The organism is Brevundimonas sp. M20, from assembly GCF_006547065.1.
In the GTDB taxonomy this organism is placed as follows: Bacteria; Pseudomonadota; Alphaproteobacteria; order Caulobacterales; family Caulobacteraceae; genus Brevundimonas.
The window spans coordinates 884,062-907,031 of the sequence record NZ_CP041243.1 but is presented as its reverse complement, the minus strand read 5'-3'; the positions used below and the strand labels follow the sequence as shown (position 1 = coordinate 907,031).

Here is a 22,970-nt window from a genome sequence, read left to right as displayed (position 1 = left end):
AGACCGTAACGCGCCATGGAGACCGGCGTTCACCATAAAGCGCAAGACCGTTCTTCGGCCTGGGCCTTCGCCCGCCGATGGCTGGATCGTCTGATCGCCCTCGGCTTCCTCGGCCTTATGCTGCTGGGCGGCCTGATCCTCGCGAGGATCGGCCACCGCTGGGTCGACATTTTCGCCCAGTTCACGGCCCCGCTGTTCATCGCCTGTCTGTCGGCGACAGTCATTCTGGGCCTGCTGCGGTTCCGTCTGGCGACCGGTGCAGGACTGGTCGCCGGCCTTGTCCTGTTCGTCGCCGTGTTCCCGCAGTGGGCAACCGGAGCCAAGGCCCCCGAACCCGGCGCTCCGACGATCCGGCTGTATTCCGCAAACGTCTACTATCTGAACGACGACGTCGCCGCGATGCGCCGGTCCATTGAGGCGGCCGACCCGGACATCATCATCCTGATCGAACTGGGACGCGCGCCGCTGGGACAGCTGGACCAACTGCTCAAAGACTACCCTTATCGCGCCGGCTCAATGCGCATGGACGAAACGCGGGGCCCGTCCCGGTCCGTCATCGCCTCGCGCTGGCCGTTGCGTCAGATCGACAACCGGCCCGATGGGCTTCATTCCGTCACCGCTGTGGCAGAGACCCCGCTGGGCGAGGTCAATGTCATTGGCGTGCACCTGACCCGTCCTTGGCCCTTCCAGTATCAGTGGGGTCAGATCAGCCAGACCATGGCGCTGGGCGACATCCGCCGAACATTGGACGGCCCCGTAGTCATCGCCGGCGACTTCAACAGCGTGTCCAATGGCCGGATCGGACGCCAGATGAAGCAGGACCTGGGCCTGCTGCCCGCGAGCGGCTTCCCCGGCACCTGGCCCAGCAACCTGCCGTCAGCATTCGGCATCACCATTGATCAGGTCTGGCGCTCGCCCGACCTGACCTTCCTCAGCCGAAAGCTGGGTCAGCAGAATGGTTCGGACCACCGCCCGGTTGTAACCGAGTTCACCCGCGCGAAGGACTGACCAACGCCGCCAGTCGTTCGGCATGACCATCAGTCGGGAAATCGTCCGCGATCCAGCCCTCCTCAAAGGCTTTCAGAAGCCGCCCCGTCTCCGGACCCGGCGCAACACCCGATCGCGCGACATCCTTGCCGCCCACGGGCAGACGCGGAGGGCTCCAGCTCTCGGCCAAGGCCAGCAGAGGTCCGGCGTCCCGATCCGGCGAACCGGCCAGCAGCCGGCGAAGGGCGTCCGCGACGGCCTGTCCCCGGTGGCGATAGACGGCGGCGCGGGCCTGAGGATCGGTCATGTCCAACGATACCTCCGGCGCGGCCATGGCCGAGGCGACCAGTCGATCCCGTGTCGAGTTCGGGAACCGCAACCGCTCCGCCGCGCCCCTCATGGCGTCCGCATCAACGGGGAACAGGGTCATCAGCCGCGCGACCGGATCCTCGCTCAGGTCCACCATCGCGCTGAACAGATCGAGCTCGCCCGCCTCGGGCAGCACCTGAGCCAGCACACCGGTCCGCGCCATCGCCGCCATGGCGGGACGCGGGTCCTCCGCAGCAAGCAGCTTCATCAGTTCCTTCGACACCCGTTCGGCCGACAGCCGCGTCATCCCGGGAGCCAGTGCACGACAGGCCTCCAGTCCCGCCGCATCCGGCTCGCCTTGCCCGTACCAGGCGAAGAAACGGAAAAAGCGCAGGATGCGCAGATAGTCTTCCTGAATCCGCGTCTCCGGATCACCGACGAAAACGATCCGTCCCGCCGCGGCGTCGGCCACGCCCTCGCCTGTCGGATCGAACACTCGCCCCTCGCGGTCGGCGTACAGGGCGTTCAGACGGAAGTCGCGACGCGCGGCGTCCTCGGCCCAGTCGTCGGTGAAGGCGACCGTGGCGTTGCGGCCGTCCGTGGTCACGTCCCGGCGCAGGGTGGTTATTTCGAACGGCTGGCGCTCTGCCACCGCCGTCACCGTGCCGTGCGCGATCCCCGTCGGTATGGCCTTCAGCCCCGCCGCACGAATGGCCTTCTCCGTCTCTTCCGGCTTCAGGGTGGTGGCGATATCGACGTCATCGATGGGCCGCCCCATCAGGGCATTGCGCACACAGCCGCCCACGAAACGGGCGCAGCCGGGGCCGCCCGCCGCCTCCAACGCCGCGATCACCGCGCGCGTGGCCGACGCTGTCAGCCAGTTCTGCCCGGTGAGCGCCGTCATGCTGCATCCTCGCCGGCCGCCGCGGCCCGGTCCTTCTCATCGCCATAAAGCCGGGCGCAGAGGTTCTTCAGAATACCCGCCGTCGCGCCCCAGATGTACCGCTCCCGGTACGGCATGGCCCAGAACCAGCGTTTGGGCTGGCCCTCAAGCTGGTAGGAGTCCCGGCGGTGATTGATGGGGTCCATGACGAAGTCCCACGGCACCTCGAACACCTCGGCTACCTCGGCGGGCGACGGGGTGGTGGACGGGGTCTCACGTAGCCAGCCGACCACCGGGGTGACCACAAAGCCGGTCCCGGTCTCATAGGGCTCGCATACGCCGAGCACCTCGACCAGCGCCGGGTCCAGCGCGACTTCCTCAAAGGCTTCGCGCAGCGCGGCCTCAACCGCCGTCTCCCCTGGATCCAGTCGCCCGCCGGGAAAGGCGATCTGGCCGGTATGGCTCGCCAGACTGTCCGATCGTCGGGTCATCAGCACGGTCGCCCCGCCCGGATTGGCGATGATCGGGATCAGAACCGCCGCCGGTCGAAGCGACCGACCGGTCAAACGGCTGTCGGGGTTCAGGTCGAAGTCAGACCGTGTAGGCCCGGCTTCAGCCGACCATTCGGATGGCGGGGTCAATTTCGCCAGCAAGCGTTCGCGCAGACTGGCCAGACTCATGCCGCGACCGCCCCGAGCGTGAATGACTCACCGCCCGAACGGACGACCAGCTGTCCATCCCGCAGGTCAGCCATTTCGACCAACTCATAGAAGACGGCGCGCGAAACCCGCGCCCACAGGTCGGCGCGCACGCGAACGCGCGGCGCCGGCTCGCCGGTCTCGGCGTCCGTTTCCACGATCAAAGGCAACTCCGCCCCCGCAACCACTTCGTCGCCGACATCCGTGGTGAAGACCAACCCCTCGTCCCGGCGTTCAACCGAGACGGCCCGGAACGGCAGGTCCTCGACGAGGATCGACAGCTTCTCGCCCGGCGTGACCAGCACATAGCCGTCGGCGTCCTTGCGCAGTATGGTCGAGAAGAGGCGCACCAGCTCGGGGCGTCCGATGGGTGAACCCTCGTGCATCCAGACGCCGTCGCCGCGGATGACGATGTCGATGTCGCCGCAATGCTCGGGATGCCAAAGATGCACCGGCGGCAGGCCGCGCCCCGGCGCCTGTTTCACCGCCTCGGCGACGGCGGCCAGTCCTGTTGTCTTTTCGGCGCTCGTCATGGCGTCAGACTTAGGGTGTTCGCCCGGGCCTGCAAACCCGCTCAGGCGGCCCGAACAGTCCCTGCCGGCTCGTCCGCGCCGAGCCACAGCACGCGACGCTGATCTACAGGCCCCTGTAGCCGGGCTTCCGGCGCGTGCCGGAAACCGAAACGGCTGAAATAGGGTTCATCGCCGACCAGCAGGATGCCCGTTGTCCCTGCATGATCGATGCAGGCCTGCACCAGATCGCCGCCCAGTCCGCCCTTGCGGCTGTCCGCCGAGACAGTGATGGGGCCCAGGAACAAGGCCGGGCGTTCACCCACAGTGATCGACCACAGACGCACAGCCCCGACGACCCGACCGTTCTCCCGCGCGACGAAACCCGCGGCGACGCCCGCCTGTTCACGGATGCGTTCGGCCGTCTTGGCGTAACGACCCGGCCCGAAGGCGGCCATGACCAAGGCCTCCACCGACGCGGCGTCGGCGGGGGTTTCTGCGTCGATGCGCACAAGGGTCTGGACGGCGGCGTCGGTCATGAGCGCGCGCACCTAAGGCCCGCGCCGCCGGGAATCAACCGACTTTCGAGAAATCCGGCGCGCGCTTCTGGGTGAAGGCCATGAACGCCTCCATCGCCTCGGGGCTCTTCATCTGGCTGCCGAAGGCTTCGCCTTCCCGCTGCATCAGCTCCCAGATCCGTTCGGCGTCGCGCATCAGACGCTTGGTCTTGCGAATCGAGTTGGGCGCGCGGGCCGCCAGCCTGGCGGCCAATTCAACGGCCACGGCTTCGACCTGATCGGCCGGAACCGCTCTGTTCGCCAGCCCCCAGGCCACGGCGGTCTTGCCGTCGATCGGCTCTCCGAGCGCGAAGATTTCGAACGCCCGCTGATGGCCCAGCACCTGCGGCAACAGCATCGACGACGCCGCTTCGGGCGCCAGCGCCAGATTGATGAAGGGCGCCGACAACAGCGCGTCTTCGGCCACCACCACCATGTCGCAGTGGAGCAGCAGCGTCAGGCCGATACCAACTGCGCGCCCCCGCACGGCGGCGACCACCGGCTTGTCCAGATCAGCCATGGCCTTCAGGAACCGGAATACCGCCATGTCGGACGGGTTGCTCGTCTGGGAGCCGATAGCGATGAAATCGCCGATGTCGTTGCCCGCCGAGAAGCTGTCGCCCTCGCCCTTGAAGACCAACACCCGCACCGCGTCATCCGTCCGCGCGCGCTCGCCGGCGTCCGACAGGGCCGCGTACATGGCCTGGGTGATGGCGTTCTTCTTGTCCGCGCGCGCCAGGGTCACGGTCAGGACGCCGTCGCCCAGTTCGGTCTTGATGTGGTCGGTCATGCCGCCTCCTCCCCTTTTGTCGTTGAGCGCCACCAGTCGACCCCGTCCGCATCGCGTTCGCGAACGGCGGTTCCGTGGCGGAGCATGTAGTTCAGATGCGCGATCGCCTCGCCGGTGGCCATGCCACGCACGCCGTCGCCCACCGGACGAGCGAACAGGGCCGGAAACACGTCCACCGCCCGCTTCGGCTCGCGCAAGCTGCGCTCCAGCCGCCTGAGAGCGACGTGATGGCCCCGGATCAGGGCGTCCAGACGGGGCTGCACGCCCCGGAACACCTCTCCGTGCGACGGCAGGATCAGCACATCGTCCGGGAAGACCGTCTTCATCCGTTCCAGCGAGGCCAGCCAGTCGCCCAGCGGATCGGCGTCCGCCTCCGTCGGCCAGACCGACACGTTCGAAGAGATGCGCGGCAGTATCTGGTCGCCGCCGAGCACGATCCCGTCGTCCTCGCGCCACAGACAGGCATGCTCGGGGCTATGGCCTTCACCGACAACCACGGTCCAGTCACGACCGCCGAGGGTCAGCAGATCCCCTTCGCGAATGCGCTGATAGGCGGCGGGCAGCGGCGACACCGCCATGCCGAAACGTCCGAACTCCTTGCGATACCGGGCGATCTGGGCCTCATCCCAACCGGCGGCGCGATAGAAGACCGCGCCGCTCTCCGGGGCCTCCTTGCCCGTGTCAGCCAGCAGCATCCGCGCCATGACGTATTCCAGCCGGGTCATCACAAGGGGCGCGTCAAAGCGCTCGCACAGCCAGCCCGCCAGACCGATGTGGTCCGGGTGCATATGAGTGCAGATGACCTTCGTCACCGGATCGCCGCCCATGGGGCCGGCCAGCAACAGCTCCCACTCGTCCCTGGTCCCGTTGATCCCGAGCCCGCAATCGATCACCGCCCAGCCGTCGCCGTCGCGCACCGCATAGACGTTGATGTGATCCAGTTGCATCGGCATGGCGACGCGCATCCACAACACGTCCGGGGTCACGGCGATGGCCTCCCCCGAGGCCGGAGGTCCGGCGAACGGGTAGGTCAGGCCACGCTCCGTGGGCCTTGCCTCCGTCTCCGCCGGGATCACACCGTCCGCCAAGTCCGTCTCCAATCGCAACGCAGGAGGGATAGCCCGAACCGCCCGTTCGCGTCCAGCATTCCCCCGCCGCGCTTGACCCGGCGATCCCGTCTCGCCAAGGGTGTGCCGAAGATTTTCCCTCCGGAGTGTTGCCCGTGTTGACCAGAAAGACGCTTGCCCTGATGGCGATGGCCGTCGCCGCCGCCTTCGTGGCCGCCGAGCCCGCCATGGCCCAGAACTCCGGCAGCGGCGGACGCACACCGCGCGGTGAGCGGGTCCTGCCCGGTCGCATCGGCGGCGACCAGACCGACCGCGCCGATGAAGCTTCCCGCCGTCGTGACCGCCAACGCTCCGGCGCCCAGCAGGTCCAGCCGACCGCCGCCAAGACCCCGGAACAGATCCGCACCGAGGCCCAGGCCCAACTCGCCGCCAACAACCTGACCTGCGAGCTGACGGAGGCCTCCAACCCGGGCGTAATCGGCGAGTCGCAGGTCTATGAAGTCGCCTGCAACAATACTGAAGGCTACATCCTGATCGCCTCGACCCCGCCTCAGGCCTACAGCTGTATCGAGCTGGCCGGGACCGCCGCCATCGCTCGCTCGCGCGACCCGAACGCGGACGTCGGGCAGCAATGCGCCATCCCCGCCAACCAGAACGGCGTCGCAGTGATCGGCAGCTGGGCCCGCGCCGCCGGCGCGACCTGCACGATCGACGAGGCCTTGGCCATCGGCAAGAGCGACGACAACAACATGGTCTATGAAGTCGGCTGCGCAAACGCCGACGGCTACTGGCTTGAGAAGACCGCCACGGGCTGGGACCTGAAGGACTGCCTGCAGGTCAACGCCATGGGGGGAACCTGCCGCTTCACCACCCCGCAGGAACAGAACGACGGCTTCAAGACCAAGCTGGCCGGCACCGACGCCGCGGCCTGCGACGTCACCCAGGTCCGCCTGATGGGCTCCAACGCCAACGGCCGCTTCTTCGAAGTCAAGTGCGCCGCTGAAGGCGAAGGCTATGTCGCGCGCATCAACGCCGCAGGCGAAGCCCAGCAAATCTACACCTGCGCCGCCGCTGTCCGCATCGGCGGGGGCTGCACCCTGACCCAGGTCGCGGCTGCTCCGGCGGCCGGCGGCCGTCCGTAACCGGGCCAGCCCGTCAAACGACCGATCAGCGCCCCGGAGGAGACTCCGGGGAGTTTTTCGTTGGCGCTTCCCTCGCCCCGCGACACGCCTTAGCTTCCCGCTCCATGCGTATCGCCACCTGGAATGTGAACTCGGTCAACGCCCGCCTGCCCACCGTGCTGGCGTGGCTGGAGGCTGCCCAGCCGGATGTTGTCGGCTTCCAGGAGATCAAGTGCGTGGACGAGAAGTTCCCGCGCGAGGCCTTCGAGAGCCTCGGCTACAATGTCGAGGTTCACGGGCAGAAGACCTACAACGGCGTCGCCCTGCTCTCGAAATACCCGATGTCCGAGGTCATGCGCGGCCTGCCGGGCGAGGATCAGTCCGGCGTCGAGGCCGATGGCGTCCACGCTCGCTACATCGAAGCCCTGATCGAGGCTCCGCGTCCGGTGCGGGTCGGCTGCCTGTACCTGCCCAACGGCAATCCGGTGGAGAGCCCCAGGTTCGCCTACAAGCTGGGCTGGATGGAGCGGCTGGAGGCCCACGCCCGCACTCTGCTGGCGCAGGAGGAAGCCTTCACCCTGTGCGGCGACTACAACGTCATCCCGACGCCGGACGACGCCAGGGACCCGAAGGCCTGGGTCAATGACGCCCTGTTCCAGCCCGAGAGCCGCGCCGCCTTCCGCGCCTTGCGCTATCTGGGTCTGAGCGAGGCGGGCGAGCTCGGCAAGCAACCGCCGGGGACCTACACCTTCTGGGACTATCAGGCGGGCGCCTGGCAGAGGGACCACGGCATCCGCATCGACTTCCACCTGCTGTCGCCGCAAGCGGCGGACCGGTTCCGGGGCGTCGAGACGCATCGCGACGCCCGTGACATGGACAAGCCGTCCGACCACGTTCCCGTGGTCGTCGAGCTGGAGGACTGATCCTTGGGCGAGGTGTTCCGGGTCATTCTGCTGGTGGCGCTGGCCGCGGCGGCGCTGACCACCGGGGCGCTTCTGCTGGTCTGGTGGATGGAGCCCGTGCGTCGGATGCGTCGGGCCCTGCTGAAGTCGCTGGGCGCGATTCCTGAAGCCGAGGCCCTTTCGCCGGCTGAAGGCCGGGCGGCCGGGCTGGATTTCGACGGCGGCCAGATCGCCGTGCTGTGGAACAGTGGCGGTTCCGGACTGGTCTATGCCTTCGAGGAGATCGAAGGCGGCGAGATCATCGTGGACGGCCATGTCGTGGCCCGCGTGCGCCGGGGGGAGGCCCGCAAGTCGCTCGATATTCTGGCCCCGGAAGCCGAGCAGGTCGTGCTGCGGCTGATGTTCGCGGATGCCCGCCACCCTGAGTTCGAGTTGTCGCTGTGGGACGCCGCCCTGACCGTCCAGACCAGTTCTCCGGGCGAGGCCCTGCGACTGGGCCGCCGCTGGCTGTCGCATCTGGAAGCCCTGCTCAAAGGTTGAACACCACCGGGCTTCCTCCCCTGACGCGGGAGCGCTAGAAGCCCCCAACCTTTCTTTGAGTAAGCCTGAAGGAGCCCGCTGTGGCCCGCCTGTTCGACGCCGTGATCATCGCTGACTGGACTGCCGCTGAAGGCAAGAAGCTGGGCGACCAGTCCGTCTGGATCGGCGTGGCCAAGCGCGACGTGCGCTTCCGCCTGTATACCGAGACCCACAACACGGCGACGCGCGCCGAGGGCGAGGCCCTCCTGAACAAGCTGATCTCGGAACACCGCAAGCGGGGCGACCGGGTGCTGGTCGGCTTCGACTTCAACTTCGGCTTCCCGGCGGGCACGGCCGCGCGCCTGAAGCTGGACGGGACGCCGTGGGCGGCCATGGGCAAGTTCCTGACGGCCAACGTCGTGGACAAGGCCGACAACACCAACAACCGCTATCAGGTCGCGGCCAAGATGAACCGGCTGATGACTGACGAGGCCTGGCCGTTCTGGGGCGCGCCCGCCAAGCAGGCGCAGCGCTGGCTGACCACGACCAAGCCGCCCGCGGGCTCGGGCGCCGACATCCCCGAGTTCCGGGCCACCGAGGACACCGTCCGCAAGGGCAAGCTGCAGCCCAAGTCGGTCTGGCAGATGCACGGCGCGGGCGCCGTGGGCGGTCAGACTCTGGTCGGCATCCCGATGGTGCGCCGCCTGCTGGAGAGCCTGGGCGACGCAGGCGCTGTCTGGCCCTTCAACACCGGCTGGCGCGCGCTGGACACGGCGGACGTGGAGCCCCTGTCGGCCGTCGTGGTCGAGGTGTGGCCGTCGATGTTCGCCGCCAAGCCGGAGCCCGGCGAGTACAAGGATCAGGCGCAGGTGCGGGTCACCGCCGAGGCTCTGGCCAAGATGGATGACGCCGGTGATCTGGCGAAGGCCTTCGCCCCGCCGAAGGATGCGAGCGAAGCCCTGATCCAGCAGGTGGAGCAGGAAGAAGGCTGGATCCTGGGGGCCTGATTTCCAGGGTCAGGGCCTTCATCGGGGTGTCGTGGCGCGGCGCTATCGCTGCGCCATGTTCCGGATCATCCTGACGGCCCTTCTGTTGCTGACCGCGAGTCCCGCCGTGGCTGACGTGCTGATCATCGCCCATCGCGGCGCCTCGGGCGAACGGCCCGAGCACACCCGTGCGGCCTATGAGCTGGCCGTCGCGCAGGGCGCCGACTTCATTGAGCCCGATCTGGTCATGACCCGCGACGGGGTGCTGGTCGTCCGGCACGAGAACGAGATCGGGGGTACGACCGATGTGGCCTCGCACTCCGAGTTCGCGGACCGGCGGGTCACGAAGACCATCGACGGACAGACGGTGACGGGCTGGTTCACCGAGGACTTCACGCTGGCCGAGCTGATGACCCTGCGGGCGCGGGAGCGGCTGCCGGAGCTGCGCGGCACGGCCTTTGACGGACAGCAGCCGATCCTGACCTTCGAACAGGTGCTGGAGATCGCGGCGGAGGCTACGGCGCGGACCGGGCGGACCATCGGGGTCGCGCCGGAGCTGAAGCACCCGGCTTACTTCAAAGGCATTGGCCTGCCGATGGAGGACGCCTTCGTGGCGGTGCTGGAGCGGCGCGGGCTGACCGGGGCGGATGCGCCGGTGCTGGTCCAGTGCTTCGAGGTGGGGCCGCTCGAGCGGTTGAGCCGCCGGGTGGGTACGCCCCTGCTGCAACTGATGGCCCGGGGCGGAGGGCCCGCGGACCGGCCGGAGCTCACCTATGCGGCCATGGCGACGCCGGAGGGGCTGGCGCGGGTCAGGGCCTATGCCGACTGGATCGGGGCGGACACGGCGATGATCGAGCCGCAGCCGGGCGCGCCGACCGCGCTGATCGCCGACGCCCATGCAGCGGACCTGAAGGTGGCCGCCTGGACCTTCCGGGCCGAGAACGCCTTCCTCCCGGAGGGGGACCGGATCGGGGACGGCCCGGCGGAGCATGGCCGGATCACCGGGCGGGTGGCCCGGTTCGCCGGCTACGGACTGGATGCGGCGTTCATGGATCAGCCCCGGTATCGCTGACGCTCACCTCTCCATCGCCCTCTTCAAGGCGATGGGGAGGACAGACCGCGCAGCGGTCAGGAGGGGGCGGCGCAGGGAGGGCGGTTGGCCCGCCGACACCGGTGTTCGAGACTCCTTCGGCCCTGACGGAACCGCCCTCTCCTGATCGACGCTACGCGCCGATCTGTCCTCTCCATTCGCTTGAGGGCGAATGGAGAGGTGAGCTGGTGTCAGCCCGCGATCTGGCCGAAGTCGGCGACGCGGCCCATGACGGCACGAACTTGTCCAAGCAATTTCAAACGGTTATCGCGTTCCGAAGCCAGGTCCGAGTTGACCATGACCTTCTCGAAGAAGGCGTCCACCGGCGCGCGAAGGCGGGCCAGAGCGCGCATGGCGGCGGCGAAATCCTCGGTCTCCAGCGCGGCGTCCACGGCGGTCGCGGCGGCGGCGGAGGCGAAGGCCAGGGCGGTTTCCTCGGCGGGCTGGTTCGGCAGGCCGGTCTCGACCATGCCCACCGGCAATTCGCCCTTCTTCTCCTCGGCCTTGAGGATGTTGGACGCGCGCTTGTAGCCCGCCAGCAGGTTGGCGCCGTCGTCGGTGGCCAGGAAGGCGGCCAGCGCCTCCACCCGACGCACGATGCGGACGAGGTCGTCGTCGCCGAGGGCGAAGACAGCGGCCACGAGGTCGTGCCGCTGGCCCTGATCGCGCAGGAGGACGGTCAGGCGGTCGGCGAAGAAGGCCGTTACGTCTTCAAACCGATCACCGTGGTTCTGTTGGAACCAACGCACAGACCACGCGTCCATCGCGGCTCCGCGCAGGTGGATGCGAATCTGGTTCTCCAGCACCAGCCGGATCACCCCCAGCGCTGCACGGCGCAGCGCGAACGGGTCCTTCGAACCCGTGGGCTTTTCGTCGATGGCGAAGAAGCCGACGAGGGTGTCGAGTTTGTCGGCCAGCGAGACGGCCACTGTCAGCGGGGCGGTCGGGACCGTGTCCGAGGGGCCCTGCGGCTTGTAGTGGTCGCGGATGGCGTCGGCGATGGCGTCCGGCTGGCCGAAGGCGCGGGCGTAGTAGCCGCCCATGACGCCCTGCAGTTCCGGGAACTCGCCGACCATGCCCGAGGCCAGATCGGCCTTGGCCAGACGAGCGGCCTGTTCGGCCTGATCCGGGTCGGCGCCGACCAGCGGTGCGATCTCGCGGGCCAGGGCGGCGATGCGCTCGACGCGCTCGGACATGGCGCCCAGCTTGGCGTGGAAGGTCACGCCTTCCAGCTTCTTGAGCCAGGGTTCGAAACCGACCTTCTGGTCCTCGTCCCAGAAGAAGCGGGCGTCGTTCAGGCGGGCCGACAGGACGCGGCTGTTGCCGGCGGCCAGGGCCTTGCCGCCGTCCGAGGCCTCGACGTTGGCGACAACGACGAAGTGCGGCGCGAGGCCGTGTTTGGCCGGGTCGCGGACGGCGAAATACTTCTGGTGCACCTTCATCGACAGGCGCACCACCTCGGGCGGCAGGGCGAGGAACTGCGGGTCCATGTCGCCCAAGATCGGGGTCGGCCATTCGGCCAGACCGGCGACCTCATCCAGCAGGCCGTCGTCGTCAACGAGCGCGAGGCCCCTGTCGGCGCAGACATCTTTGGCGGCGTCGAGGATGCGCAGCTTGCGGTCGGCGACGTCGAGCAGGACGAACTCACGCTCCAGCTTCTGACGGTAGTCGGCGAAGTCCTTGACCGTGAAAGGCTTGCCCGAACCGAGGAAGCGGTGGCCCTCGGTCAGGTCGCCGGACACAATTTTTTCGCCTACCGCTTCGCTACTTGAGGCGCCGCAGTCGATCTCGAACGGCACCACGGCGCCGTCGAACAGGCACAGGATGCGCTTCAGCGGGCGGATCCAGCGCAGCGTGCCCGAGCCCCAGCGCATCGACTTGGGCCAGGGGAAGGTGCGGACGATCTGGTCGACCATGGCCGGGATCAGGGCTGCTGTGGACTGGCCCTTCTGGCTGATAACGGCGAACAGGACGCCGTCGCGCTCGACCAGCTGCTCGCGGGTCAGGCCGGTCTTGCGCAGGAAGCCTTCCAGCGCCTGTTCAGGGGCGCTCGCTTTCGGCCCCTTCAGCTCTTCCTCGCGGTCAGGCGTGGCCGACGGCAGGCCGTCGATCACCAGCGTCAGGCGACGCGGCCCGCCATAGGTGGTCAGGGCCTCATACGTCAGGCCCGCGGCCTTCAGCCGGTCGGCGACCATGCGCTCAAGGTCGCGCGCCGCGCCCTGCTGCATGCGGGCCGGGATTTCTTCGGAGAAGAGTTCGAGGAGGAGTTGGGGCATCACAAGTCGCTAAAGCCCTTCCCCTCGAGGGGGAAGGGTTGGGATGGGGTGGTGGCAGGCTGTTTCAGGTTGGGCACGGAGGCGCGGATGGCGGCTTCGATCTCGGTCACCACCGCATCGAGGTCGCTTTCAACACGAGCATTCGGGATACGGATGACCCGGAAGCCTTCGGACTTGAGCCAAGTATCGCGTTCAAGGTCGCGCAGGGCGACATCAGCGCGTTCGTGCACGCCTCCATCGACCTCGATGACCAGCTTTGCCCGCAGGCAAGCGAAGTCCACGACGTAGCCGCTAATGGGCGCCTGGCGACGAATGCGGATGGTCAGAAGACGCAGGCGCTCCCAGAGTTTCGCTTCGGCGTAGGTTGGAGATGCGCGGAGACGACGCGCACGATCCGCGCCGCCGGGCTTGATCCGGTCGGGTCCGGCGAAACGGTCGAAATCCACCATTGAAGCCCTCCCTTTCGATGACGCCTTACGCGCCAGGTTCTTAAACGCAGTGCCGCCACCCCATCCCCCGGCCCCTTCCCCCTCGAGGGGAAGGGGGGAAGAATGGGTCACGCCTCGGCCCTTTCGCGCTCGACGTAGGCCGTCGCGCAGGCCTTACACAGCTCGCGGATGCGGCCGATGTAGCTCTGGCGTTCGGCGACGGCGATGGCGCCGCGGGCGTCCATCAGGTTGAACAGGTGCGAGGCCTTCAGGACCTGATCGTAGGCGGGCAGGACAAGTTGCTGGCCCTGCGGGCCGGTCATGGCGAGCAGGTTCGAGACCTCGGAGACCATGTCCTCGAACCGGCGCTTCAGACCGTCGACGTCGTAGCCGTGGAAGTTGGCTTCACTCTGCTGGCGCTCGTTCTCGAGGAAGACCTCGCCGTAGGTGACGCCCTCCTTGGTGAACTTCAGATCATAGACGTTGTCGACGCCCTGAACGTACATGGCCAGACGCTCCAGCCCGTAGGTCAGTTCGCCCGAGACCACGTCGACCTCGATGCCGCCGACGCCCTGGAAGTAGGTGAACTGCGTCACCTCCATCCCGTCGCACCAGACCTCCCATCCGAGGCCCCAGGCGCCGACGGTGGGGTTCTCCCAGTCGTCCTCGACGAAGCGGATGTCGTGCAGGCTGGGATCGATGCCGATGGCGCGCAGCGAGCCGAGGTAGAGCTCCTGCAGATTGTCCGGGTTCGGCTTCAGAAGTACCTGATATTGATAATAATGTTGGAGCCGGTTGGGGTTCTCGCCATAGCGGCCGTCGCCCGGACGGCGGCTGGGCTGGACGTAGGCGGCCTTCCACGGCCTTGGGCCCAGCGCGCGCAGGACGGTGGCCGGGTGCAGGGTGCCCGCGCCGACCTCGATGTCATAGGGCTGAAGGATCGCGCAGCCCTGATCACCCCAGTATTTGTGGAGCGTCAGGATGAGGTCCTGGAAGGCGAGCGGTTCGGTCGTCACGGCGGGTTATTTCATCCGGGGAAGAAGGCCGCGGACCCTAGACGGCGGGGGTTTGCGGGGCAAGGTGAAGGCGTCTGAAAGCCCTCCCCTCAAGGGGGAGGGTTGGGTGGGGTGGAGGCAGGATGGGGGTGAAAGGACGCGGTTGGCGTGGTCTGTTCGACGGAGCCTCTCGCGACATGCTCGGCGACAGCCTGCCACCACCCCATCCCCCCGCCCCTTCCCCCTCGAGGGGAAGGGGAGTGTTAAGCGGCTTGGGTACAGTCTGTACCCATGAAGCAGATCGACCAGATGCGGCGGCGGGCCGCGCGGTATCTCGACGTGGAGGCGGTTCAGATCGCCCCGGCGAAGGGCGTGTTCTCGCTGAGCTTCGACGATATTCCGGCGACGGCCTGGACCGAGGCTGGGCCGATCCTGGCGGAGCACGGGATCAGGGCGACCTATTATGTCTGCGGCGGACTGGCCGGCGGGCGGAACATGGACCGGGACCAGTTCGAGGTGCGGCACCTGCAGGAACTGCATGCCGCCGGACATGAGGTCGGGTGCCATACCTACGGCCATACCAGCGTGCTGCGCATGGATGCGGCGGCGCTGAAGCTGAGCCTGGACGCCAATGCGGCGTGGGTGAGCGAGCGACTGGGCGGGTATGAGATGACCACCTTCGCCTATCCGTTCGGGGACGCGACGTTGGCGGCCAAGCGGTATGTGCGGGGCCGGTTCGATCTGGGCCGGGGCGTGCGCGACGGGGTCAATGCGGGGCGCGAGGACCGGGGGCTGATCAAGTCCATCGGGCTGGAGAGCCGCCGCCTGCCCCACTACGACCTTGATGGACTGATGGCCGAAGCGGCGGCGTCGAACGGCTGGCTGACCGCCTACGCCCACGACGTGTCGGACACCCCGACCGACTATGGCTGCACCCCCGATGATCTGGACCGGGTGATCCGGCTGGCCAAGGCGGCGGGACTGGAGGTCCGGCCGGTGGGTGAAGCGTGGCGCGGCTTTATATCCGGGTAAAATAGACAGTCGAGACTGTGGAGACTGTCGAAATACACCGTCTATCCCGTCTATGTCGTCTATCGCGTCTATCGGTCCCGACGAGAAAAACGGGTGCGAAGAGTGCGAACAGTACGGATGCGCGCGGATCATGGCGTGCAATGTGACACGCCCGTGCGTCAGAATTGGTCGTATCGATCCCCCTCGCCCCTTTTGGGGAGAAGGGAACTCAGGCCGCTTGCGCCAACCGCGCCTTGCGCGCGTCCGCCCATCTGATGAGCGCGGCGCGGGGCCAGGCGACGATCCACGACCGGGCGGTGTACTCACCCTTTTCGATCAGGGCGGCGCGGGTGGGCGAACTGGTCGCGGCGCGCCGGGTGTGGATTTCGCCCGGGCCCTGATGGATCAGGAAGGCGCCGTGCTTGAGCGGGTTCACGCGCAGATAGGCGAGGCGCGGGCTGATCTGCTCCAGCGGCGGATCATAGAACCATGACGAACCCAGCATGCCCGCCATCTCCGGGCGGCGCTTGAGGATTTCGGCGGCGGTGGCCCAGGCGCGGTCCCAGCCGGCCTCGTTAAAGTCCGAAAGTTCGCGGCTTTCGGTATGGACCTCCAGCCAGGGCTTCCACGACCGGGCGGCGGCGTAGGCCGGGATCACCGACCAGCCCCATCCCTCGCGGGCGTGACGCAGGATCTGGCCCGGCCCCATGGGCGAGGACAGGTCGATCATCTGGGTGCGGGCTCCGGGCACACTGAGAACCAGCGAGATGCGCACATCCTTGGCCCAGAAGTCGCGGTCGTAGGGGTTGGCGCCCTCGATCAGGAAGGCGGCTAGACGGTCGATCCACTGGGGGTAGAGCTCCAGCGACGCCTCGGGCAGGTCGGCGGCGGGGACGCGGGCCGGCATCTCCAGCGCCCAGATGGCCACCAGCGCGCGGCGGTGGTCGTCCGTCAGGGCCGGACCGAAGGCGGCTTGCAGCGCCTCCTCGGCGCGATGGCCCGGCTGGTCGAAGTCCCAGTGCGGGGCGGAGGCGGCGGCCGCATCGGCAGCGGGGTCCTTCAGCGCGTGGAGGCGAGCGCGATCCTCGGACGGGACACGGTTCAGAACGGCCTCGAACGCGGCGATGTGAGCGGGCGTGAGCGTTTCCATGCCCTATCCTGCACCACCACCGGTTTGCCGACGGTTAAGCGCGCACGAGAAAGGGCGGGAGCCGAAGCTCCCGCCCTTCTTCACGCGGCGAACCGGATCAGTTCGGGGTGGTCGGAGCCGGAGTGGGGGCCGGGTTGGCCGGGTCTTCCTGGCTGTCGACCTGACCGTCGGTCGGATTGGCGACCGGCGGCGACTGGACCGTGGTGGTCGTGGCGGCCGGTTCGCCGTTCGGAGCCGTGGCGCCCGGCGCGGCCGGAGCGGTGGTTTCGGTCGCGGCCGGAGCCTCGGTAGAGGTCTCAGCGGGGGCCTCGGCTGGGGCCATGGCCTCCTCGTCACCCATGGCGGATTCCGACGTCGCCGGGTCCAGAACCTTGTCGATCACGAAAACCGAACCGTTGGACGGGGCGACATCGGCCATGGTGACGGTGGCGCTGTCGGCCTTGATGGCCTCGCCGGTGCCGTCCAGCAGGAGCTGGCTGTTGTCGGCGGCGGTCTGAACACCGCCGCGCGCGCCCTCGATCATGCCCGGCTGAACGTCAGCGACGATCACGTGATAGAGCAGACGAACACGCAACTCCTGGGCATTGGCCGGGTCGAGCAGACGGGTGCGCTCCGCTTCCGGCAGGGCGGCGAAGGCGGCGTCGGTCGGGGCGAAGATAGTGATGGCCGGACGGCTGGCGAGGGTCTCGGTCAGCTGGGCCTGATCCAGGGCGGTCAGCAGGGTGGTGAACTGACCCTTGGCGCGCAGGGCCTCGATGACGTTGTTCGCCTGGGCCGGGGTCGCGGCGGCCGGCGCCGGAGTCTGGGCCGGAGCAGGCGTGGCGGCGGGCTGTTCCTGCGGCGCCGGGGCGGGCTGCGGCTGTGCCTCCTGGGCGAAGGCGGCGGGGGCGGCCAGCAGGGCGGTGGCGGCGACGGCGGTCAGGAGTTTGGTGCGAAGCATAACAGTATCCCTTGCAATGAAACATGGACGGCCGCCGGGGGAGTGATGACGGACGTCAGTACGCTGGACTGCAACGTTCAAGACCCAAGGACGGCCTTGAGTTCCATGTGGGGATGCAATGAACTGATTTCACCGGAACGGCCAAGGTATTGTCAGGGCCATTTTCGGACCACCGGCCCATTACCGGCGCCATGAGAACAAAAAGCTCATTCAGGCCCGAAGATCACGACAATACAGTCGGATATACCCAGAGACCTGAACGTTGTTCTGAAAGGTGCTTCGCGGCGGCCTGGGCGGCGGCGGGCGTGTCGAAGAGGGCGAAGACCGTGGCGCCGGAACCGGACATGCGGACCAGACGAACGCCGGACAGGTCGGCGGCGGCGTCCAGCGCCCGGGCGATGGCCGGTTGCAGGCTCAGAGCGGGCGGCTGGAGGTCATTGCGCTGGGCCGAGAGCCAGTTGAGCACGGTCGGCAGGCTCCAGTCCGCGGGCGGCGCGGGACGGTCCGCGAGGGCGGGCGGTACGGCGTCATAGCCGCGATACACGGCGCCGGTCGGGGACGGGACGCCGGGATTGATCAACACGGCCGGCAGAGGCGGCAGCCGCGGCTCGAAGGTCAGCAGATCGCCCCTGCCCTCGGCCCATGCGGCGCGGGCGTGCAGGCACATGGGGCCGTCAGCGCCGACCGTGGCCGCCACGTCGGCGAGCGCCTCATCGCTCATCGACAGACCGAGCGCGTCGCGCGCCAGTTTCAGGGCCGCGCCCGCATCGGACGAGCCCCCGCCCAGACCGGCGGCGATGGGCAGGCGTTTGTCGAGGGTGAAGGCCAGGCCCGGCTCGGGCAGACCGGCGGCGGTCGCCAGCGCCCGGACGGCGCGCAGGACGAGATTGTCGCCCTCCCCCTCCAGTCCCGCGCCGAACGGGCCGGTGACGGTCAGGGACAGGCGGTCTGAGGGCGCGACGCTGATCCGGTCACCGACGTCGGCGAAGGCCACCAGGCTGACCAGCGGATGGTAGCCGTCCGCGTCCAGCGGGCCGACGTGCAGGAACAGATTGACCTTGGCGGGGGCGAGCGCCGGGGCGGCAGCCATGGCTCAGGGCTGGGCCGCGCCGCCGACGGGCTGGGGTTCGGACAGGCCGGTCGCCAGCTTCTGCTCCACCTCCGCGCGGCGCTCGGCGTCGGTTTCCAGCGTCAGGACACGGTTCCATTGCCAGGTCGCCTCACGACGACGGCCGACCTGCCAGTAGGCGTCGCCGAGGTGATCATTGATCTCGGCGTTGGCCGGCTCCTTGGCGACGGCTTCCTCGAGCGTGCCGACGGCGGTTTCGTACTGGCCCTGCCGATACTGGGCCCAGCCGAGGGAGTCCTGGATGTTGCCGTTCTCGGGTTCCGCGGCGTGGGCGCGGGCGATCATCTCGGCGCCCTGATCGACGCGGCGACCGGTATCGACCCAGATGTAACCGAGCATGTTGAGCAGGACAGGATTATCCGGATGCGCCTGAAGGGCGCTCCAGAGCTCATTCTCGGCTTCCTCAATGCGCCCGAGGGCTTCCAGCGCCGAGCCGCGCATGTAGCGAACATCAGCGCCCTGATCGGCAGTGTTCACGTCGGCGCGGTTGAGGATCGCCAGCGCTTCTTCGTTGCGTTTCATGGTCATCAACTGGCCGACGAGCGCCAGGGTGATGCGGGTCTGGTCGGGCGCAGCGGCGTCCGCGCGGGTGAAGGCGGCCAGCGCCGCGTCGTTGTTGTCCTGCTCCTGATAGCTGAGCCCGATATTGTACTGGGCCCCGGCGTAGAGAATCTTGTTGGACTGACCGACGCGGCCGAAGGCCTGGCGGGCAGGCTCTTCCTGGGAGTCGGCAGCCAGCGCGAGGCCGAGCCGCAGGGCGGTCATGTCCGAGGGTTTCAGGCTTTCGGCCAGACGCAGGAGAATGGCGGTCAGCTTGTGATCCTGCCGCTCGCCGGCCATCAGCGAGGAGAAGTCGAGCGCGGCGGCGATGCCGTCGGCGGGCGTCGGTGCGGCGGGAGCCCGACCGCGGGCCGCCGTCCGCTCCAGACCATCCAGCGCGGCGGGATCGGGCGACGGCCCGGTCAGGGAGGCACGGTACTGGAGCAGCGCCTCGTCGCGACGACCGCGACGTTCCAGGAACTCGCCATACTGAACACTGAACAGCCGGGCGCCGTTGGGGATGGCGACCAGCGCCTTGTACTCCGTATCCGCCTCGTCATACCGGCGACGCATCTCCAGAAGCTGGGCGCGTTGCAGACGCAGGATAAGGCCGGTGGGGTCCTGGGGCGCGGTCTCGACCGGCTTGAGCGCCCTGTCCCAATCCCCGGCGGCGGCGGCCAAGGAAGGCGTGATAAACTGGCCGATGATGGTGAAGGGCTGCCCCAGGGGCTGACCGGACAGGGAGGCGTAGCCTTCACCCGCGGCCCCGCGCTTCACCGACTGGACGATGGAGACGAGACGCCCCGCCTCCGCCAGTTCCGGCACGCCGGCGACGTCCGGCGTCAGGCGGACGACCGTGTCCAGATCGCCGTTGAACAGGCTGGTCAGGAAGGTCTCGTTCCACAGCAGCGGCTGTTCCGGCGTCAGGCTCTGACTTTCCGCCATCAGACGGGCGGACGCGGCGCCGTCGCCCCGGAAGCCCGCGATGCGGCCGGACAGATAAAGGCCGTAAGCCGACTCGCCCTGTGCGTTCACAGGCACGGGCTCCCATACCTCGGGAATGGGCGGTGCGGGCGCTTCAGCCTCGGCGACCGGATCCTCGGTGGGGATGACCGCGGGCGGGTGCAGGTCGGGCGTGCGCTCGGGCGTGATGGCCGGGGCGGGGACTTCCGGAACGGGCACAACAACGGGAGCCTCCTGCGCCAGGGCAGGAGTCGTCAGCGCCAGCAGGGCGCAACCGGAGAGCAGAACACGAAGCGAGGAAGAGCGCATGACGCGACCCTTCCCGCTTTATGCGGCGACGACAAGGCCTGTCCTTGTCCGGAGCGGCTTTTTGCACCCCTTCCACCCTGCTTCGCCCTGCTGCTTCGGACGGCGCCCCTCCCCCGCGCTCCGCGCCGGGGAGGAATGGTCCGGATTACATGTTCGGATAGTTGGGGCCGCCGCCGCCTTCAGGCGTGGTCCAGACGATGTTTTGCGACGGGTCCTTGATGTCGCAGGTTTTGCAGTGGACGCAGTTCTGGGCGTTGATCTGGAAGCGGGGGTTCTGGCCCTGCTCGTCGGTCAGCACCTCATAGACACCCGCCGGGCAATAGAGCCGCGCCGGTTCCCCGTATTTGGGCAGGTTGACCTCGATCGGCACGGACGGGTCCAGCAGCTTCAGGTGAGCGGGCTGGTCCTCGGCGTGGTTGGTGTTGGAGATGAACACCGACGACAGCTTGTCGAACGACAGCTTCCCGTCCGGCTTGGGATAGGCGATCGGCTTGTGCTTCGCGGCCGGTTCGGTCGAGGCGGCGTCGGTCTTGCCGTGCTTCATCGTGCCGAAGAGGGAGAAGCCGCCGAACAGGGTCTGGAACCACATGTCGAACAGGCCAAGCGCGCCGCCGAGGCTGGTGCCGACCTTCGACAGCAGGGGCTTGGCGTTCCGGACAAGCTTCAGCTCCTTGTAGACCCAGCTCTTCTCATAGGCGGCCTGATACTCGACCAGCTCATCGCCCGAGCGACCGGCCATGACGGCGTCATAGGCGGCGTCGGCGGCCAGCATGCCGGTCTTCATGGCGTTGTGGCTGCCCTTGATGCGCGGCACGTTCACGAAGCCCGCCGAGCAGCCGATCAGGGCGCCGCCCGCGAAGGCCAGCTTCGGCACCGACTGGAAGCCGCCCTCGGTGATGGCGCGGGCGCCGTAGGAGATGCGCGTGCCGCCCTCCAGATGTCGGGCGATCGAGGGGTGGTGCTTGAAGCGCTGGAACTCGTCGAAGGGCGAGATGTGCGGGTTCTTGTAGTTCAGGTGAACCACATAGCCGACGGTCACGTAGCGATCGCCGAAATGGTACAGGAAACTGCCGCCGCCGGTGAACTCGTCCAGCGGCCAGCCGGTCGAATGCTGGGCCAGACCGGGCTGGTGCTGGTCCGCCGGAACCTGCCACAGTTCCTTGATGCCGATTCCGAACTTCTGGGGCTCGGCCGTGTCGCACAGGTTGTGGCGGGCCATGATGGTCTTGGCCAGCGAGCCACGCACGCCCTCGGCGATGAAGACGTATTTGCCGTGCAGTTCGATGCCGGGCTGGAACTCGCCGGTCGGCTTGCCCTCGCGGTCGATGCCGAAGACGCCGGCGACGACGCCCTTCACGCGGCCGGTCGGCTCATCCCAGACGACGTGGCTGGCGGCCATGCCCGGGTAAACCTCGACGCCCAGCGCCTCGGCCTGCTCGCCCAGCCAGCGGGCGACGTTGCCCAGCGAGGCGATATAGCAGCCGTGATTGTGCATCAGCGGCGGGAAGGCGAACATCGGCAGAGGGATGTCGGCCTGCGGCCCGAGCAGCAGGAAGCGATCCCTGGTCACCGGGGTCTCGAGGGGCGCGCCGCGCTCCTTCCAGTCGGGAAACAGCTCGTTCAGCGCCTTGGGGTCGATGACCGCGCCGGACAGGATGTGGCCGCCGATCTCGGCCGACTTCTCCAGCACGGCGACGGAGATGTCCTTGCCGTCCTTTTCCGCGCGCTGCTTCAGACGAATGGCCGCCGACAGACCGGCGGGGCCGCCGCCGACGATGACGACGTCGTATTCCATGATCTCGCGCTCGACACCCGCCAGCGCCTCGGCGGGCGGCAGCTTGTCGATCACGGCTTCCTGCCAGGCGTTCTTCGCCCCGCCCTCGATCGCTTCCTCGGCCATGGCCCGCCTATCCTCGTTATTCGTATGGTCTTCCCTGATCCGCTTATCGGAAGGTGACGCGGGGGCGGTCAAGGACTATCCCTGTTCGGCCCGACATGAACGCTCAAGCCCTCGATTCCGCAGCCGCCGAAAGCCTGCTCGCCTTCTGGCGGGATGCGGGCGTCGACGCCTGCTTCGAGGACGCCCCGGTCGACCGCACCCATGTGGCCCCTCCCCCGGCGGTGAAGGCGGTCACGAAGGCGACGGCTTCGGTTGTCGCCCTGCCGGTCACCGGCGACGCGGCGGCGGAAGCACGACGGCTGGCGGCGGGCGCCGACACGCTGGAGGCGCTGGGCGAGGCCATCGCGGGCTTCACCGGCTGTCCGTTGCGCGACATGGGGGCGAAACAGTCCGTCTTCTCACGCGGAAATCCGCAGGCGCCGATCATGGTCATCGGCGAAGGCCCCGGCGCGGATGAGGACGCGCAGGGCCTGCCCTTCGTCGGCAAGGCGGGCAAGTTGCTGGACCGGATGCTGGCCGAGGCCGGACTGGCCGACCGCGTCTTCATCACCAACACCGTATTTTGGCGTCCGCCGGGCAACCGGACGCCGAGCCCGGCTGAACAGGCCGTATGCGCGCCTTTCCTGGAGCGGGCTTTCTTCCTGTTGAAGCCGAAGGCCGTGCTGCTGCTCGGCGCGGCGGCGGCCAAATCCGTGCTGTCGACAGATGAAGGCATCATGCGGCTGCGCGGAAACTGGAAAGAGTGGCGACTGGCCGAGGGCAATGTGTCCGCGCCGGCCCTGCCCACCTTCCACCCCGCTTTCCTGCTGCGGACACCGATGGCGAAGAAGGCGGCCTGGGCCGATATGCTGGCGCTGGCGGCGCGGCTGGACGACGCGTCGAACTGAACGAACCACCGCAGGGGCGTTAAC

Annotated in this window: 22 protein-coding genes; 8 read left to right on the top strand and 14 right to left on the bottom strand. The window is 68.2% G+C overall.

Annotated features, from left to right (window positions below):
- The first annotated feature begins 15 nt into the window (after nucleotides 1–15).
- Nucleotides 16–1,008: an endonuclease/exonuclease/phosphatase family protein gene (locus tag FKQ52_RS04345; protein ID WP_141626061.1), complete on the top strand. Its 993-nt coding sequence runs from the start codon at nucleotides 16–18 to the stop codon at nucleotides 1,006–1,008.
- Here FKQ52_RS04345 and FKQ52_RS04340 read toward each other — a convergent pair.
- Genes FKQ52_RS04340 through FKQ52_RS04315 form a run of 6 tightly spaced genes read right to left on the bottom strand, consistent with a single transcriptional unit; the run spans nucleotide 989 to nucleotide 5,821 of the window.
- Complete coding sequence (locus FKQ52_RS04340; protein ID WP_141626060.1) at nucleotides 989–2,200, bottom strand: CCA tRNA nucleotidyltransferase; 1,212 nt, start codon at nucleotides 2,198–2,200, stop codon at nucleotides 989–991. The genes FKQ52_RS04345 and FKQ52_RS04340 overlap by 20 nt on opposite strands.
- A complete protein-coding gene (locus FKQ52_RS04335; RefSeq protein ID WP_141626059.1) occupies nucleotides 2,197–2,859 on the bottom strand; it encodes a CoA pyrophosphatase in 663 nt (220 codons plus the stop codon). Before FKQ52_RS04335 ends, FKQ52_RS04340 begins: the two co-directional genes overlap by 4 nt.
- Nucleotides 2,856–3,410, bottom strand: a complete 555-nt coding sequence (locus FKQ52_RS04330) for a DUF1285 domain-containing protein (RefSeq protein ID WP_141626058.1) — start codon at nucleotides 3,408–3,410, stop codon at nucleotides 2,856–2,858. Before FKQ52_RS04330 ends, FKQ52_RS04335 begins: the two co-directional genes overlap by 4 nt.
- Before the next feature lie 41 nt (nucleotides 3,411–3,451).
- The gene (locus FKQ52_RS04325) at nucleotides 3,452–3,925 is read right to left on the bottom strand and encodes a GNAT family N-acetyltransferase (RefSeq protein WP_141626057.1); all 474 of its coding nucleotides are present in this window, start codon (nucleotides 3,923–3,925) and stop codon (nucleotides 3,452–3,454) included.
- A gap of 34 nt (nucleotides 3,926–3,959) precedes the next feature.
- Entirely contained in the window at nucleotides 3,960–4,733 is a 774-nt protein-coding gene (locus FKQ52_RS04320; RefSeq protein WP_141626056.1) for an enoyl-CoA hydratase, read from the bottom strand.
- Nucleotides 4,730–5,821 (bottom strand): MBL fold metallo-hydrolase, encoded by a 1,092-nt coding sequence (locus tag FKQ52_RS04315; RefSeq protein WP_141626055.1) that lies wholly within the window; start codon nucleotides 5,819–5,821, stop codon nucleotides 4,730–4,732. Before FKQ52_RS04315 ends, FKQ52_RS04320 begins: the two co-directional genes overlap by 4 nt.
- Before the next feature lie 137 nt (nucleotides 5,822–5,958).
- On the opposite strand from FKQ52_RS04315, the gene FKQ52_RS04310 reads away from it, so the two are divergent.
- The 5 genes from FKQ52_RS04310 (at nucleotide 5,959) to FKQ52_RS04290 (ending at nucleotide 10,400) form a co-directional block, all read left to right on the top strand.
- Nucleotides 5,959–6,942 carry a hypothetical protein gene (locus tag FKQ52_RS04310; RefSeq protein ID WP_141626054.1) on the top strand — a complete coding sequence of 328 codons (984 nt, stop codon included), beginning with the start codon at nucleotides 5,959–5,961 and terminating at the stop codon, nucleotides 6,940–6,942.
- A gap of 104 nt (nucleotides 6,943–7,046) precedes the next feature.
- Nucleotides 7,047–7,844, top strand: coding sequence for an exodeoxyribonuclease III (gene xth / locus FKQ52_RS04305; RefSeq protein WP_141626053.1), 798 nt, complete (start codon nucleotides 7,047–7,049; stop codon nucleotides 7,842–7,844).
- Between the two features lie 12 nt (nucleotides 7,845–7,856).
- Complete coding sequence (locus tag FKQ52_RS04300; RefSeq protein WP_240811792.1) at nucleotides 7,857–8,363, top strand: hypothetical protein; 507 nt, start codon at nucleotides 7,857–7,859, stop codon at nucleotides 8,361–8,363.
- Between the two features lie 80 nt (nucleotides 8,364–8,443).
- Nucleotides 8,444–9,349, top strand: a complete 906-nt coding sequence (locus tag FKQ52_RS04295) for a cobalamin biosynthesis protein CbiG (protein WP_141626051.1) — start codon at nucleotides 8,444–8,446, stop codon at nucleotides 9,347–9,349.
- A 55-nt stretch (nucleotides 9,350–9,404) separates the two neighbouring features.
- Nucleotides 9,405–10,400: a glycerophosphodiester phosphodiesterase family protein gene (locus FKQ52_RS04290; RefSeq protein ID WP_141626050.1), complete on the top strand. Its 996-nt coding sequence runs from the start codon at nucleotides 9,405–9,407 to the stop codon at nucleotides 10,398–10,400.
- Between the two features lie 209 nt (nucleotides 10,401–10,609).
- Here FKQ52_RS04290 and glyS read toward each other — a convergent pair whose 3' ends face one another.
- The 3 genes from glyS to FKQ52_RS04275 form a co-directional block, all read right to left on the bottom strand.
- Nucleotides 10,610–12,694, bottom strand: coding sequence for a glycine--tRNA ligase subunit beta (gene glyS, locus FKQ52_RS04285; protein ID WP_141626049.1), 2,085 nt, complete (start codon nucleotides 12,692–12,694; stop codon nucleotides 10,610–10,612).
- Entirely contained in the window at nucleotides 12,694–13,143 is a 450-nt protein-coding gene (locus tag FKQ52_RS04280) for an endonuclease domain-containing protein (protein WP_141626048.1), read from the bottom strand. The genes glyS and FKQ52_RS04280 overlap by 1 nt, the downstream gene beginning before the upstream one ends.
- A 107-nt stretch (nucleotides 13,144–13,250) precedes the next feature.
- The gene (locus FKQ52_RS04275) at nucleotides 13,251–14,138 is read right to left on the bottom strand and encodes a glycine--tRNA ligase subunit alpha (protein ID WP_141626047.1); all 888 of its coding nucleotides are present in this window, start codon (nucleotides 14,136–14,138) and stop codon (nucleotides 13,251–13,253) included.
- 270 nt (nucleotides 14,139–14,408) lie between these two features.
- On the opposite strand from FKQ52_RS04275, the gene FKQ52_RS04270 reads away from it, so the two are divergent.
- The gene (locus tag FKQ52_RS04270) at nucleotides 14,409–15,149 is read left to right on the top strand and encodes a polysaccharide deacetylase family protein (RefSeq protein ID WP_141626046.1); all 741 of its coding nucleotides are present in this window, start codon (nucleotides 14,409–14,411) and stop codon (nucleotides 15,147–15,149) included.
- 208 nt (nucleotides 15,150–15,357) lie between these two features.
- Here FKQ52_RS04270 and FKQ52_RS04265 read toward each other — a convergent pair whose 3' ends face one another.
- From FKQ52_RS04265 to FKQ52_RS04245, 5 genes are all read right to left on the bottom strand, one after another.
- On the bottom strand, nucleotides 15,358–16,278 hold the full coding sequence (locus FKQ52_RS04265) for a hypothetical protein (RefSeq protein WP_141626045.1): 921 nt from the start codon (nucleotides 16,276–16,278) through the stop codon (nucleotides 15,358–15,360).
- 97 nt (nucleotides 16,279–16,375) lie between these two features.
- A complete protein-coding gene (locus FKQ52_RS04260) occupies nucleotides 16,376–17,218 on the bottom strand; it encodes a fasciclin domain-containing protein (protein ID WP_141626044.1) in 843 nt (280 codons plus the stop codon).
- 223 nt (nucleotides 17,219–17,441) lie between these two features.
- Nucleotides 17,442–18,308, bottom strand: a complete 867-nt coding sequence (locus FKQ52_RS04255; protein ID WP_141626043.1) for a 4-(cytidine 5'-diphospho)-2-C-methyl-D-erythritol kinase — start codon at nucleotides 18,306–18,308, stop codon at nucleotides 17,442–17,444.
- 3 nt (nucleotides 18,309–18,311) lie between these two features.
- A complete protein-coding gene (locus FKQ52_RS04250; RefSeq protein ID WP_141626042.1) occupies nucleotides 18,312–20,159 on the bottom strand; it encodes a tetratricopeptide repeat protein in 1,848 nt (615 codons plus the stop codon).
- A gap of 145 nt (nucleotides 20,160–20,304) precedes the next feature.
- Entirely contained in the window at nucleotides 20,305–21,954 is a 1,650-nt protein-coding gene (locus tag FKQ52_RS04245; protein WP_240811791.1) for an electron transfer flavoprotein-ubiquinone oxidoreductase, read from the bottom strand.
- A 200-nt stretch (nucleotides 21,955–22,154) separates the two neighbouring features.
- Here FKQ52_RS04245 and FKQ52_RS04240 point away from each other — a divergent pair, with 200 nt between their 5' ends.
- The gene (locus FKQ52_RS04240) at nucleotides 22,155–22,946 is read left to right on the top strand and encodes a uracil-DNA glycosylase family protein (RefSeq protein WP_141626040.1); all 792 of its coding nucleotides are present in this window, start codon (nucleotides 22,155–22,157) and stop codon (nucleotides 22,944–22,946) included.
- Nucleotides 22,947–22,970: the final 24 nt, after the last annotated feature.

Coding starts and splice junctions, on each gene's coding strand:
- FKQ52_RS04345 (WP_141626061.1), top strand. CDS start 16: ATGGAGACCGGCGTTCACCATAAAGCGCAAGACCGTTCTTCGGCCTGG.
- FKQ52_RS04340 (WP_141626060.1), bottom strand. CDS start 2,200: ATGACGGCGCTCACCGGGCAGAACTGGCTGACAGCGTCGGCCACGCGC.
- FKQ52_RS04335 (WP_141626059.1), bottom strand. CDS start 2,859: ATGAGTCTGGCCAGTCTGCGCGAACGCTTGCTGGCGAAATTGACCCCG.
- FKQ52_RS04330 (WP_141626058.1), bottom strand. CDS start 3,410: ATGACGAGCGCCGAAAAGACAACAGGACTGGCCGCCGTCGCCGAGGCG.
- FKQ52_RS04325 (WP_141626057.1), bottom strand. CDS start 3,925: ATGACCGACGCCGCCGTCCAGACCCTTGTGCGCATCGACGCAGAAACC.
- FKQ52_RS04320 (WP_141626056.1), bottom strand. CDS start 4,733: ATGACCGACCACATCAAGACCGAACTGGGCGACGGCGTCCTGACCGTG.
- xth (WP_141626053.1), top strand. CDS start 7,047: ATGCGTATCGCCACCTGGAATGTGAACTCGGTCAACGCCCGCCTGCCC.
- FKQ52_RS04290 (WP_141626050.1), top strand. CDS start 9,405: ATGTTCCGGATCATCCTGACGGCCCTTCTGTTGCTGACCGCGAGTCCC.
- glyS (WP_141626049.1), bottom strand. CDS start 12,694: ATGCCCCAACTCCTCCTCGAACTCTTCTCCGAAGAAATCCCGGCCCGC.
- FKQ52_RS04280 (WP_141626048.1), bottom strand. CDS start 13,143: ATGGTGGATTTCGACCGTTTCGCCGGACCCGACCGGATCAAGCCCGGC.
- FKQ52_RS04270 (WP_141626046.1), top strand. CDS start 14,409: ATGAAGCAGATCGACCAGATGCGGCGGCGGGCCGCGCGGTATCTCGAC.
- FKQ52_RS04265 (WP_141626045.1), bottom strand. CDS start 16,278: ATGGAAACGCTCACGCCCGCTCACATCGCCGCGTTCGAGGCCGTTCTG.
- FKQ52_RS04260 (WP_141626044.1), bottom strand. CDS start 17,218: ATGCTTCGCACCAAACTCCTGACCGCCGTCGCCGCCACCGCCCTGCTG.
- FKQ52_RS04255 (WP_141626043.1), bottom strand. CDS start 18,308: ATGGCTGCCGCCCCGGCGCTCGCCCCCGCCAAGGTCAATCTGTTCCTG.
- FKQ52_RS04250 (WP_141626042.1), bottom strand. CDS start 20,159: ATGCGCTCTTCCTCGCTTCGTGTTCTGCTCTCCGGTTGCGCCCTGCTG.
- FKQ52_RS04245 (WP_240811791.1), bottom strand. CDS start 21,954: ATGGAATACGACGTCGTCATCGTCGGCGGCGGCCCCGCCGGTCTGTCG.
- FKQ52_RS04240 (WP_141626040.1), top strand. CDS start 22,155: ATGAACGCTCAAGCCCTCGATTCCGCAGCCGCCGAAAGCCTGCTCGCC.